Source organism: Myxococcus sp. AB036A (assembly GCF_006547355.1).
Taxonomy (GTDB): Bacteria; Myxococcota; Myxococcia; order Myxococcales; family Myxococcaceae; genus Myxococcus; species Myxococcus virescens.
Genome location: NZ_VHLC01000164.1, coordinates 1 through 12,092, shown reverse-complemented (window position 1 = coordinate 12,092; position 12,092 = coordinate 1). Strand labels below are relative to the sequence as shown.

At 72.2% G+C, this 12,092-nt stretch carries 10 protein-coding genes; 6 read left to right on the top strand and 4 right to left on the bottom strand.

Going from position 1 to position 12,092, the window contains the following annotated elements:
- The 6 genes from FL344_RS36675 to FL344_RS36650 all read left to right on the top strand — a co-directional run.
- A partial coding sequence (locus FL344_RS36675; RefSeq protein WP_194863394.1) for a HEAT repeat domain-containing protein occupies nucleotides 1-1,478 on the top strand: 1,478 nt, incomplete at its 5' end.
- A 9-nt stretch (nucleotides 1,479-1,487) separates the two neighbouring features.
- Complete coding sequence (locus FL344_RS36670; protein WP_141621774.1) at nucleotides 1,488-2,309, top strand: CheR family methyltransferase; 822 nt, start codon at nucleotides 1,488-1,490, stop codon at nucleotides 2,307-2,309.
- The gene (cheB, locus tag FL344_RS36665; RefSeq protein ID WP_141621773.1) at nucleotides 2,306-3,352 is read left to right on the top strand and encodes a chemotaxis-specific protein-glutamate methyltransferase CheB; all 1,047 of its coding nucleotides are present in this window, start codon (nucleotides 2,306-2,308) and stop codon (nucleotides 3,350-3,352) included. Before FL344_RS36670 ends, cheB begins: the two co-directional genes overlap by 4 nt.
- A 57-nt stretch (nucleotides 3,353-3,409) precedes the next feature.
- The gene (locus tag FL344_RS36660) at nucleotides 3,410-4,384 is read left to right on the top strand and encodes a fatty acid desaturase (RefSeq protein ID WP_011556879.1); all 975 of its coding nucleotides are present in this window, start codon (nucleotides 3,410-3,412) and stop codon (nucleotides 4,382-4,384) included.
- Nucleotides 4,385-4,570: 186 nt separating this feature from the next.
- Entirely contained in the window at nucleotides 4,571-5,692 is a 1,122-nt protein-coding gene (locus FL344_RS36655; RefSeq protein WP_141621772.1) for a PilZ domain-containing protein, read from the top strand.
- Nucleotides 5,689-6,075 carry a response regulator gene (locus FL344_RS36650; RefSeq protein ID WP_011556877.1) on the top strand — a complete coding sequence of 129 codons (387 nt, stop codon included), beginning with the start codon at nucleotides 5,689-5,691 and terminating at the stop codon, nucleotides 6,073-6,075. Before FL344_RS36655 ends, FL344_RS36650 begins: the two co-directional genes overlap by 4 nt.
- Here the strand turns inward: FL344_RS36650 and FL344_RS36645 are convergent.
- From FL344_RS36645 to FL344_RS36630, 4 genes are all read right to left on the bottom strand, one after another.
- Nucleotides 6,072-7,577 carry an ATP-binding protein gene (locus FL344_RS36645; protein ID WP_141621771.1) on the bottom strand — a complete coding sequence of 502 codons (1,506 nt, stop codon included), beginning with the start codon at nucleotides 7,575-7,577 and terminating at the stop codon, nucleotides 6,072-6,074. The two genes, FL344_RS36650 and FL344_RS36645, sit on opposite strands and share 4 nt — an antisense overlap.
- 237 nt (nucleotides 7,578-7,814) lie before the next feature.
- The gene (locus FL344_RS36640) at nucleotides 7,815-9,602 is read right to left on the bottom strand and encodes a monovalent cation:proton antiporter-2 (CPA2) family protein (protein ID WP_141594630.1); all 1,788 of its coding nucleotides are present in this window, start codon (nucleotides 9,600-9,602) and stop codon (nucleotides 7,815-7,817) included.
- Between the two features lie 63 nt (nucleotides 9,603-9,665).
- Nucleotides 9,666-11,375, bottom strand: coding sequence for an ATP-binding protein (locus FL344_RS36635; RefSeq protein WP_228565631.1), 1,710 nt, complete (start codon nucleotides 11,373-11,375; stop codon nucleotides 9,666-9,668).
- A 115-nt stretch (nucleotides 11,376-11,490) separates the two neighbouring features.
- Nucleotides 11,491-12,092 (bottom strand): CheB methylesterase domain-containing protein (locus FL344_RS36630; protein ID WP_141621769.1); only part of this gene is annotated, 602 nt, incomplete at its 5' end.

Sequence of the window (12,092 nt, the reverse complement as noted above, 5' to 3'; positions counted from 1 at the left end):
TGGGTGGGCAGGACGCCGCATTCGGGCTGCTGAAGCTCCTGGACGGGCCGGACCCGTCGGTGGCGCGCGCGGCGGCCGGCGCGCTGTCGGAGCTGGGGGCGGACGCAGACACCCAGATTCTCCAGGCGCTGCGCGAGGGCGACAGCCTCCGGCGCCGCGTGCTGTTACCGCTGGTGGGCCGCAGGTCCGCGGCGGTGCCGGACGTCATGTCGTGCCTGGAGGACCGGGACGCGGCGGTGCGCGCCCTGGCGGCGGACACGTTGTCCCGCATTGGCAGCCCGGCCGCGGTGCCAGCCCTGTTCGAGCGGTTGGTGGACGAGGACCTGCGCGTGGTGCAGGCCGCGGTGGGGGCCATCCAGTCCCTGGGCAGCGACACCACGGAGAAGCTGGCGTTGCAGGCGGCCCGTTCCCCGGACGCGCGCCTGCGCCGCGCGGCGCTGCGCATCATCTCCTACTTCGGCTATTCCAAGGGACTGGAAGTGCTGCTCCAGGCCATGCGGGACCCGGATGAGCGCCTGCGCGACGCGGCCATCTACGGCCTGCCCTTCATCGAGGACCCGCGCGCGGTGGACGCGCTGCTGACGGCCGCCAATCACGAGTCGGAGCGCACGCGCGCGGCGGCCATGCGCGCGCTGGGGCAGACGGAGAAGGAGGCGCGCATCACCTCCACGCTGCTGCGTGGCCTCAACGACCGCGACCCCTGGGTGCGCTACTACGCGTGCCAGGCGCTGGGGAAGCTGAACGAGGAAGCCGCCGCGGACGCCATCGTCGCGCTGGCGGACGACGCCGCTGGCCAGGTGCGCGTGGCGGTGGTGGACGCGCTGGCGCACATGCACACGGAGAGCGCGATGTCGGCGCTCCAGCGCGCGGCGGCCAGCGCGGACGCGGATGTGCGGCGCGCCGCCCTGCTGGGGCTGGGCGTGGGCCGGCGGCCGGACGCGCTGCCCGTGCTGCTGGAGGCGGCGAAGTCGGAGGACGCGGCCACGCGGCTCGTCGCGCTGTCCGCGGTGGCCGAATACGATGCGCCGGAGACGCTGCCCGCGCTGTTGCATGCCGCGGGTGACGGCGACGACAGCGTGCGCAGCGCCGCGGTGGGCTTCATCGCCACGCGCCCCGGTGTCCCGGCCACGCAGGCCCTGGTGTCCCTGCTGGGGGACATGACACTGCGCGAGCGGGTGGTGAGCGCCTTGGCGCTGCCCCTGGAGGGACGGCTGCCGGGACTGCTGGCCGCGCTGGAGGCGGCGGACGAAGTCACGGCGCCGCTGCTGGTGGCGGCACTGGCCCGGATGCGACGGGCGGACGCGCGCGCCGCGCTGATGCAGCTCCTGGTGTCCGCCAGTCCGGCGGGCCGTCGCGCCGCGGTGCCCGCGGTGGCGGCATTGGGGACGTTGGAGGCACGCGAGGCGCTGGAGCGCGCCTCCAATCAGGACGAGGACCCCGAGGTCCGGAGGGCCTGCCGGCTGGTGCTGAGCCGCTGACGCCCCGCCATGTTCTCACTGCCCATGTCTCCCCAGGTGTTCGCCATCCTGGCCGCGCTCATCGAGCAGCGCTCCGGGGTGCACTACGCCCCCGAGGACCGGGAGTTGCTCGCCGACAAGGTGGTGCCCCGCGCGCTGGACGCGGGCTTCGACTCGCTGCTCGACTACTACTACTTCCTCCGCTACGACCCGGCGGGCTCCGAGGCGCTGGACGCGCTGGTGGACTCGCTGCTGGTCCACGAGACGTACTTCTTCCGGGAGGCCCTGCCGCTGCGGGTGCTGGCCGAGGACCTGCTGGTGCCCGCCGTGCGCGCCGGACGGCGGCCCCGGGTGTGGAGCGCGGCCTGCTCCACCGGAGAGGAGCCCCTCACGCTGGCGATGATTCTCGCGGAGTTGGGCGTGCTCGACGAGGTGGAGCTGCTGGCCAGTGACTTGAGTGCCCGCGCGCTGGAGCGGGCCCGCACCGGGGAGCACAACCTGCGCTCCCTGCGCGCGCTGCCTCCGGGCGTGGAGGGCCGGTGGCTGGAGACGCGCGAGGGGCGCCCGCGCGTCCGGCCGGAGTTGGTGCGCGCGGTGGACTGGCGGCGCGTCAACCTGGTGGATGCCAACGCGGTGGAGCAGCTGGGCACCTTCGACGCCATCCTCTGCCGCAACGTCCTCATCTACTTCCAGGACGACACCGCGCGCCGCGTGGTGTCGTCCCTGACGCGCGCGCTCGCTCCGGAGGGACACCTGCTGGTGGGGACCTCTGAGTCCCTGATGCGCTTCGGCACCGCGCTCGCCTGCGAGGAGCGGCGCGGCGCCTTCTTCTATACCAAGGCAAGGCCATGACGGTGGTGTCTCCCATTCGCGTACTGGTGGTGGATGACTCCGCCTTCGCCCGTAAGGTGCTGCGGCAGGTGCTCTCCAGCGCGGAGGGTCTGGAGGTGGTGGGCGTCGCGCGCGACGGCCTGGACGCGCTGGAGAAGGTGGCCGAGCTCTCTCCGGACGTGCTCACGCTGGACCTGGTGATGCCGGGCCTGGACGGGCTGGGCGTGCTGCGCGCGCTCGCCTCCAGCGCCGCCGCGCCCCGCGTGGTGGTGGTGAGCAGCGCGGGCGAGGAGAGCGAGTTGGCGGTGGCCGCGCTCCAGGCCGGCGCGGTGGAGCTGGTGAACAAGCCCACCGCGCTCGCCACCGAGCGGCTGTATGAGCTGGGCGGCGAGCTGGTGGCGAAGGTCCGCACGGCCGCGGCCGCGGTGGTTCGCGCGCCGCCGGAGCCGGCACCGTCGCCGGAGGCGTCCTCCTCGCCGGTGGCTCGCGCGGCCGCGAAGAGCCTGGTGGTGGTGGGCACCTCCACTGGCGGGCCGCAGGCGCTCACCCGCCTGCTGTCCGAGCTTCCCGTGGACTTCCCCGCGCCGCTGGCGCTCGCGCTCCACATCCCCACGGGCTACACGGAGGCGGTGGCCCGGCGCCTGAACGCGCACTGCGCGCTGGAGGTGCTCGAAGCGGTGGACGGGCTGGAGCTGCGGCCCGGCCGCGTGGTGTTGGCGCGCTCCGGGCAGCACCTCAAGCTGGAGCGCCATGGAGCGGTGACGCTCGCGCGGCTGGACCGGCAGCCGCTGCGCACGGCGCACCACCCCAGCGTGGACGTCCTCTTCGAAAGCGCCGCGCGAAGCTGGGGCTCGGACGTGGTGGGCCTGGTGCTCACTGGCATGGGGGACGACGGCGTCGCGGGCGCCCGGGCCATCCGCGAGGCCGGAGGCACCGTCCTCACGGAGAGCGAGTCCTCCTGCGTGGTGTACGGCATGCCGCGCGCCGTGAAGGAAGCCGGGCTGGCCACCGCCAGCGCTCCGCTGGAGGGCATGCTGGCGCTGCTGCGGCGTCATGTGCGCTGAAGGCCGACCTTTCTAAAGACGGGTGGGTGATGGTCCCGGAGCGTCGGCTGGGTCAGGATGGCCGGCATGCTCCGATACGCCGCTGACCGCCGGACGATGCTGTGGTGTCTGGCCATGCCCGTGGTGGCCCTGTCGATGTACGTGGCCCCCGGGTGGATTCCCTATCTCTGCCCCCTGGCGTGCTACCTGGCGCTGTCGGCAGGCGTCATCGCGCACAACCACAACCACTGCCCCACCTTCCGCAACCGGAAGCTGAACGAGGCCATGGGCATGTGGCTGTCGCTCTTCTACGGGTACCCCACCTTCGTCTGGATTCCGACGCACAACCTCAACCACCACAAGTTCGTGAACAAGGCGGGCGACGCCACCATCACCTGGCGCTACTCGAAGAAGCACAACTTCCTGGTGGCCTTCCTCTTCCCCTTCGTCTCCACGTACTGGCAGCAGGAGCCGACGAAGGCGTTCATCGACAAGGCGCGCGAGCGCAACCGGCCGCTGTACCGCCAGATTCTCACCCAGTACGCCGTCTGGGGCGGCACGCACGCGGCGCTGCTGGGGCTGGCCATGGCGATGCACGGCGTGGCCGGCGGCGCGCGCATCTGGGCGTTCGCCTTCCTGGTGCCCGCGCTCTTCTCGCTGTGGACCATCATGTTCTTCAACTACATCCAGCACGTCCACACGGACCCCTGGAGCGAGCACGACCACAGCCGCAGCTTCACCGGCCGCCTCATCAACTTCTTCCTCTTCAACAACGGCCTCCACGCCGTGCACCATGAGACGCCGGGCCTGCACTGGAGCCTGCTGCCCCAGGCGCACGCGAAAATCGAGGCAGCCATGGACCCGGCCCTCAAGCCGGTGAGCTTCTTCGCCTGGTGCTTCCGCTCGTACGTGGTGGCCCCCTTCCTGCCCCGCTTCGGCACGGCGCAGGTGGGGCGCGCGCCCTATGAGCCGCCCGCGGGTGTCGCGCTGGACGTGCGCTTCGGGGACGACCTGCAGGCCGTCGACTCGGGCGTCAACGTCGCCCGCGTCTGACGCGCCTTCGTGGCGCCGTGGACACCGGCTGCGGCCCCAGTCGGAGGCCGGTGTCCTTTATTCCCCATCTGTCATTGGAATCTGACCCAGGGGGATTTTCTCTGACTGGCCGTTTCTCATACTTCGAAGTCGCAGGATGAGCGCGGTGGGCGGGCCGGGGGGGGACGAAGACACGGGAGGCTCCGCATGATGACGGCTCCAGGACGCGTGCGTCCTTCACCAGGGCCGGTGGAAGCAGCGCCGCGGGTGCTGTGTGTGGGGGCCACGAGCGAATCCTGGTTGGCGCTGTCACGAGCCCTGCGTCCATTGCGCTGCGTGGCCTTGCAGGTGCCTTCCCTGGAGTCCGCCTTCCTGGAGGTGCAGCACACGCGGCCTTCCCTGGTGCTGGTGCACTGGCGGCAGTTGGTGGCCGGCGCGGGCATGGGCCTGCGCGCGCTGAAGCTGCGCCTGGGGGGGGATGGTCCGCCGGTGGTGCTGGTGGCGGAGCCGGAGACGCCCGCCGAGGTGCTCGAGGTGGGCGACGCGGAGGGGGTCGAGGACTGCCTGCTGTCGCCCCTGCGCACGCACGAGCTGCGCGCGCGGTTGGCGATGCTGGCGGGTGGCGGCGTCCCGGCCGCGCCGGTGCGTGCATCCCGTGTGCGTTCGCGCCTGCTGCTGCTGGCCGGCGCCAGTGGCCCCCTGGCGTGGAGCGGGCTGGGCGCCCTGCTGGAGGCGTGTGGTCATCGCATCCTCTACAGCGCCACCGTGGGCGGTGGCGCCGCGCGCGTGGCCGAACAGGGGGAGCGGCCCGACCTGGTGTTGTCGCGGGAAGGCGCGCCGGGTGTGCCCAGGGGCCTGCCCTCTCCACGGTTGCAGCCGCTGCTGGCCGGGGTGCCGTCGCTCACGCTGGACGCGGACGCGCCGGTGCGTCCGGCCTCGTTGCTGCCCCGCATCCACGCGCTGCTGGGCCGGGAGGACGGCTCGCTGCGTGTCGAGGCGCGGGTGCGTTTCTGCTGTCCGGTGTCCTTCGGCGAGGCGGGGCCGCGCGGCGCGGAGTGGCGCTCTGGCGTGTCCAGCGCGCTGAGCCCTGGCGGCCTCCTGGTGCGCACGCTGGTGCCGGCGAAGGCGGGGACGGCGGTGGAGCTGCACATCCTGCTGCCCACCCTGGGCGAGCGCCTGGAGACACACGGCGTGGTGGCCTGGGCCCACGCCTACGCGCCTCGCAACGGCGTGTCCCACCCCTACGGCATGGGCGTGCGCTTCCTGGGCATGGGCCCACCGCGCCTCATGCAACTGCGCCAGTTGTGCCAGGCGGAGGTGCGCCCGTGACAGCGCAAGGCGCACCGAGGCGCAAGAAGGTCCTGTTGGTGGATGACTCGGACACCGTCCTGTTGCTCCAGCGGATGCTGCTGGCGGAGCTGGGCCACGACGCCATCGTCGCGCGGGACGGGCTGGAGGCGCTGGCGCGCGCGGAGCAGGAGCGGCCGGACCTCGTCTTCCTCGACGTGCTGATGCCGCACCTGGACGGGCTGGAGACGTGCCGGCTGCTGCGCGACCGGGAGCCGACGCGGCGCACGCCCATCATCCTCTGCAGTGCGCGCGCCGAGGCGCGCAGCGTGCGCGCGTGCTTCAACAGCGGCTGCAACGACTTCGTGGCCAAGCCCTTCGACGGCGCCGCGCTGGTGGCCCTGCTGCGGCGCTACCTGGATTAGTCGCGCGGGCTTCCGGTGGGAGGCGTGGGCGGCCGGGCCGGCATGGAGCGGCGCGGCAGCGTCACGGTGAAGGTGGTGCCTTCCGCCTCATCGGAGCGGACCTCGATGGTGCCGCCGTGCGCCTGGACGATTTCCCGGACGATGAAGAGGCCCAGCCCGTAGCTCATCTTCAGCGTGCGCGAGCTCTGGGGCCCGCCGCGGAAGGGCTCGAAGAGGTGGGGCAGCAGGTTGTCCGGAATGGGGCGGCCGGCGTTGTGGACTTCCAGCACCACTCGGGTGCGCAGCCCGCGCGCCGTCAGCCGCACCGGCGTGTCCGGCGGGCTGTACTTGAGCGCGTTCTCCACCAGATTGGACGTCACCTGCGCCAGCCGGTCCGGGTCCCACACGCCCTGGGTGTTGCCCTTGGGGTCCACCTCGACGGTGCGCTGGGGGAAGGCCACGCCGAACTCGTGGGCCACCTTGGCCACCAAATCCTTCAGGTCCACCGGCCGGGGCTCAATGGCCACGCCGCCCATCAGCCGCGTGCGCGTGAAGTCCAGCAGCAGCCGGGTGAGCCGTTCGATGCGCACCGCCGCGGTGGCGATGCGCTGGCTGGTGCGCTGCGCATCCTCATCGGTGCCGCCCGCGGCGAGCACGCGAGACCAGTTCATGATGGCGCCCAGCGGGCTGCGGATGTCATGGGTGACGATGCCCATGAGCTGCTCCTGGAACTCGGAGTGCCGCCGGGCCTCCTCTTCCGCCCACTTGCGCTGGGTGATGTCGCGGCTGATGCCGAACAGGCCGAACACCTTGCCCTCGGCGTCACGCAGCACGCCCTTGGTGGACAGCCACACGCGCGGCCCGTCCACGCCCGGCTGCGCGTCCTCGTAGGTGACGGTGCGGCCGAAGGCGAACACCTCGCGGTCGTTCGCCGCGTTGGTGCGCGCCACCGCCGGGTCGAACAGCTCGAGGTCCGTGCGCCCCACCACGTCCTCGGCGCGGTAGCCCACGGCCTTCGCGCCCGCCGCGTTCATCATCGTGAAGCGGCCGTCCAGGTCCTTCGTGTAGACGGCGTCCGTGGTGCCTTCGAGGATGGCGCGGAACACCTCGCCGTTGCGGCGCAGCGCCTCGCGCCCCTTGCGCTCCTCGGTGATGTCACGGCAGTGCACCAGCAGGCCGCCCTCCACCGGGCGCACGCGCACGTCGAGGCAGGTCTCCGCTCCCGGCCAGGCGTGCTCGTAGCGGACGGAGGGCTGCTCGGAGACGGGGTGCTCGAAGTGCAGGTGACGGCTCAGCTCCAGCAGCTCCGGGCACACCCGGCGCACGTCGTCCTGCAACCGCGCCGCGCCGCCGAGCAGCCGGGCCATGTCTGGATTCACGTACGCCAGACACCACCGCGCATCGAGCAGGAAGAAGGCGTCCGGGAGCGCCTCCAGGAGCGTTTGCAGCAGCTCGGGGGAGGGTGCCTCGGCGGAAGGCTCGGCCAGGGGACGCTGGCGCTTCTTGGCGGGGGTGGGGGGCATGCCTCTTCGGTTTCAGCGGTGGGAACGGAACCATACCCCGCTCTCCGCCCCGCGCGATGCCAGGCAGGCATCAGCGCGCGGTGTGTCGCCCCCGTTGCCTGGAAGGGAGGCGACCACCGCCTCCAGGGTGCATCCGTGACAGAGGAATGCGGCCCGGGTGGATGCAACCCTGGGTGAAACATGAATTTCAGGAAGTCACTTTCGAGGGAGGGTGGAGAAAGTCAGGCAGGCGGTGGCTCACGAGGTTCTGTCGGGGTGCTCCGCTTCGTCCTTCTCGAAGAGGCTCTCCAGCTCTTTGCGGGCTTTGTCGGCCAACTCCACGAGCTTTTGCTCGTCGCGGTGGAACCGGGCCGTCTCGCGCAGGAGGCGCTCGTCGTGTTCCATCATCCGTTCCTGGGCGCGCCGGCTCTCCGAATACGTGAGGCCCAGCTCCTGGAGCACCCCGGCGCCCATCTCCAGGCTGTCGAGAAACGTCTCACGCATCACCCGGTCGATTCCCATGTCCAGCAGCTCGTAGGCGTGCACGCGGTTGCGCGCGCGGGCGAACAAGGTGAGGTGGGGGAAGTGTTGCTGCACGGCCCGCGCGGTGCGCAGCGATGCCTCGATGTCGTCGATGGCCAGCACGAACACCTTCGCCTTGTCCGCGCGGGCCGCGCGCAGCAGGTCCAGACGTGAGGCGTCCCCGTAGAAGACCTGGCTGCCGAAGCGCTTCATGAAGTCAATCTGCTCCGGGCTGGCGTCAATCGCGGTGAAGCCGATGCGCTTGGCGCGTAGCAGGCGGCCCACCACCTGCCCCACGCGGCCGAAGCCGGCGATGATGACGGGGTTGTCCTCCGTGGGCGCCACGTCGAACTCGCGCCCGGAGGCCTTCGGCTTGAAGCGCGGGCGCACCCAGCGCTCGTGCGCGGCATACAGCACCGGCGTGGTGGCCATGGACAGGCCCACCACCACCACGAGCAGCTCCGACAGCGAGCGCTCCATGATGTGCTGGGCGGTGGCGAGCGAGAAGAGCACGAAGGCGAACTCACCGCCCTGGGAGATGACGACGGCCAGGTCGAGCGCCGGCTCACGCCGCCCCAGGGCCATCCGCCCCAGCCCGTAGAGCACCGCGCCCTTGAGGGCCACCAGCCCCAGCACCAGTCCGAAGACGAGCAGCGGCTTCTGGAGGATGAGGCTCAGGTTCACCGACATGCCCACGCTGATGAAGAACAGGCCCATCAGCAGGCCCTTGAAGGGCGCCAGGTCCGCCTCCAGCTCGTGGCGGTACTCGGAGTCCGCCAGCAGCACGCCCGCGAGGAAGGCCCCCAGCGCCATGGACAGGCCCACCGCGTTGACCAGCGACGCGGTGCCCACCACCAGCAGCAGCGCGGTGGCGGTGAACAGCTCCTGACTGTGGGTGGCGGCCACGGCGCGGAACACCGGGCGCACCAGGTAGCGGCCGCTCAGCACCACCGCCAGCAGCACGCCCACGTCCTTCAGGAGCAGGAGCCACACCGGCTCCGGGGAGGGCGCGCCGCCGTCACCCAGCAGCGGCAGCAGGGCCAGCAGCGGCACCACGGCCAGGTCCTGGAAGAGGAGGATGCCGAAGGCCAGTTGGCCATACGGCGTGGTGAGCCGGTTGCGCTCGGCCAGCAGTTGCAGCGCGAAGGCGGTGGAGGACAGCGACAGGCCAAAGCCCGTGACGATGGCCGCGCCCCACGTCAGGCCACACAGCAGGCCCACGCTGGCCAGCAGCGCGCCGGTGAGCAGCACCTGCGCGCCGCCCAGGCCGAAGACGGAGCGGCGCAGCGCCCACAGCCGGCTGGGCTGCAGCTCCAGGCCGATGACGAACAGCAGCAGCACCACGCCCAGCTCCGCCACGTGGAAGATGTGCTCCACGTCGCTGATGAGCTTCAGTCCCCAGGGGCCGATGACCGCGCCCGCCGCCAGGTAGCCCAGCACGGAGCCCAGTCCGAGCCGCCGCGAGAGAGGAACCGCCAGCACCGCCGCCGCGAGGAACACGAGCGCCTGCTGCAGGAAGGACATGCGGCTTCCTTGCACGGACGTCCGGGTAGCGGCAATTCGGCGCGGGCACGGGGCCCCGCGGGCTCAGGCGTCCGTGCCCCTGCGTGCGAGCGGCGGGTGTACAGCGTGGGACGCCGAGGCGCCCGCGGAGGGCAGGGTGAAGGTGAACACACTGCCTTTGCCCAGGGTGCTCTCCGCCTGGATGCCACCGCCGTGGGCTTCGACGAGCCCCTTGGCGATGGCCAGGCCCAGTCCGGTGCCGCGGCTGGCCGCGTCGCGGGCCTGCCAGTAGCGGTCGAAGATGTGGGGCAGCGCGTCCGGAGCGATGCCGGAGCCGGTGTCGCGCACGTGGACGGACACCTCACCGCCGCGCGCCTGGGCGCCCAGCTTCAGGTCGCCCCCCGCGGTGGTGAACTTCACCGCGTTCCCCAGCAGGTTGCCCAGCACCTGGAGCACCCGCACCTTGTCGCAGCGCACGCGCACGTCCGCGGCGGGGAGCTCCACGGACAGGTGCAGGCCCTTGGCCTCCGCCAGCGGACGGATGGAGTCCAGCGCCTCGGTGAGCAGCCCCGCCATGCCGTGTTCGCCCCACTCCAGCGGCAGGCCGCCCGCCTCCAGCCGGCCCCAGTCGAGCAGGTCGGAGATGAGGCGCGACATACGCTCGGTGGCGTCCTGGATGCGGGTGGCCTGCTTGGCCACGCTTTCGCCGCCCGGCTTCGCCCCCGCGCCGCGCAGCAGCAGCGCCGCGCCCAACTGCACCACGCCCAGCGGGTTCTTCAAGTCGTGCGACACCACGGCCAGCAAGTCCTCGCGGGCTCGCGCCGCGCGCCGGGACTCGCCCACCAGCCGCGCGTTGTCGATGGCGAGGCTGGCGCGCAGGCACAAGTCCTCCGCCAGCGCCAGGTCGTCCGGGCCGTAGCGCCGCCCGGAGCCCGAGGACACGAAGGTGACGGCGCCCAGCGTGTGGCCCCGCGCGCGCAGGGGCACAATCATGTACGAGCGCGCCTGGAGCAGCCGCAGCAGCGCGGGGTGCGCGGGCTCCGCCGCGGCGGCGCGCAGCAGGGAATCCGTCACCGCCGGCACCAGCTCCGGCTCTCCGGTGCGCAGCACGCGCAAGAGGCCCACGGCGGCGTCGTCCCGCAGCTCGGTGCGGGTGGGCAGCGCGCCCGAGCGCTCCTGTTGCGTCGGGTCCAGGCAGGCCGCCGCCACGCGCGTCACCCAGGGGCCCTGCTCCAGCGCGTCCACCAGGCACCAGTCCGCCACGTCGGGCACCGCCAGGTGCGCCAGCAGCGTGTACATGCCCTGCGGGTCCGGCGGGTGGGTGAAGAGCGTCGTCATCGCCTGGTAGAGGAAGGAGCGGCGGCGCTCGGCCTGCTCCACCTCCGCCCGCGCGGCCAGCTCCAGCTCCATGGCGCGGGAGAACACGGCCTCCGCGTCGGTGAGGGGGCGCGCCGTCACCAGCACGCAGCACGGCCCCCCATCCTCCGAGGGCAGCGGGCTGAGCGTCAGCGCGTGCCGCCGGGGGCCCGTCTGCGTGGCCCAGGGCGCTTCCAGCTCGCAGGTGTCTTGGATGAGCATCACCCGCGCGCGCGCCGTCTCCAGCCGCGCCAGCTCCTCGGGCGGGAAGCCCAGCTCCCCCCAGTGCCTGCCCTCCAACTCCTCGGGGAGCCGGCCCACCGTCCTCGCGCCTGCCTGGCTACACACCAGGACCCGCCCCGTATCATCCAGGACGTAGGACGGGTCGGGGAGCGCGGCGAAGACGGTGGCGAGGGATGCGGGGAGTCGAGCTGCCATGAATGGGGACTGGCTGGAAGGGGCCCCCATCATGACACCGCACGGGCGCCGGACCATCCCGGCACCGGGAGAATCCTGTGGATGTTTTAAAATCCAATGTTCTGGCGCGTGTAACTCAGACTCCCCCGTTACCCCGGAAAGCCGAGGTGAGCCGGCTCGCCAGGTCGGGCAGGGCGACGACTTCGTGGGCCAGGTTGGCGCCCACCACCACCCCGGGCATGCCGTAGACGACGGAGGACTGCTCGTCCTGGGCCAGGATGCGGCCTCCGGTGCCGTGGAGTTCGCGCACGCCCTCCAGTCCGTCCTGGCCCATGCCGGTGAGGATGACGGCGAACGACGCGGGTCCGTAGGCGCGGGCCACCGAGCGGAACATCCACGTCGCGGACGGCCGGAAGCCGTTCACCGGCGCGGCCCGGGAGACCTCCGCCCGGCCCTCGGCTCGCACACCGAGGTGGCGATCATCCGGCGCCAGATACACATGCCCGGGGAGCAGGGGCTCGCCATCCTCCGCCACCTTCACGGGCAAGGGCCCCGCGGTGCGCAGCCACTGCGCCAGGCCCTCGCTGAAGCCAATGGCGATGTGCTGCACCACCAGCAGGGGGACGGGGAAGCTGGCGGGCAGCTCGGACAGGAGGCGGAAGAGCGCCGCCGGACCGCCCGTGGAGGCGGCCAGGGCCACCACACCGGGGCGCGTGGGGGACACGGACGGCGCGGGTG

What these genes read in the sequence shown, in the direction of transcription:
- FL344_RS36645 (WP_141621771.1), bottom strand. Translation starts at nt 7,577, where the DNA reads ATGCCCCCCACCCCCGCCAAGAAGCGCCAGCGTCCCCTGGCCGAGCCT.
- FL344_RS36655 (WP_141621772.1), top strand. Translation starts at nt 4,571, where the DNA reads ATGATGACGGCTCCAGGACGCGTGCGTCCTTCACCAGGGCCGGTGGAA.
- FL344_RS36635 (WP_228565631.1), bottom strand. Translation starts at nt 11,375, where the DNA reads ATGGCAGCTCGACTCCCCGCATCCCTCGCCACCGTCTTCGCCGCGCTC.
- FL344_RS36670 (WP_141621774.1), top strand. Translation starts at nt 1,488, where the DNA reads ATGTTCTCACTGCCCATGTCTCCCCAGGTGTTCGCCATCCTGGCCGCG.
- FL344_RS36640 (WP_141594630.1), bottom strand. Translation starts at nt 9,602, where the DNA reads ATGTCCTTCCTGCAGCAGGCGCTCGTGTTCCTCGCGGCGGCGGTGCTG.
- FL344_RS36660 (WP_011556879.1), top strand. Translation starts at nt 3,410, where the DNA reads ATGGCCGGCATGCTCCGATACGCCGCTGACCGCCGGACGATGCTGTGG.
- cheB (WP_141621773.1), top strand. Translation starts at nt 2,306, where the DNA reads ATGACGGTGGTGTCTCCCATTCGCGTACTGGTGGTGGATGACTCCGCC.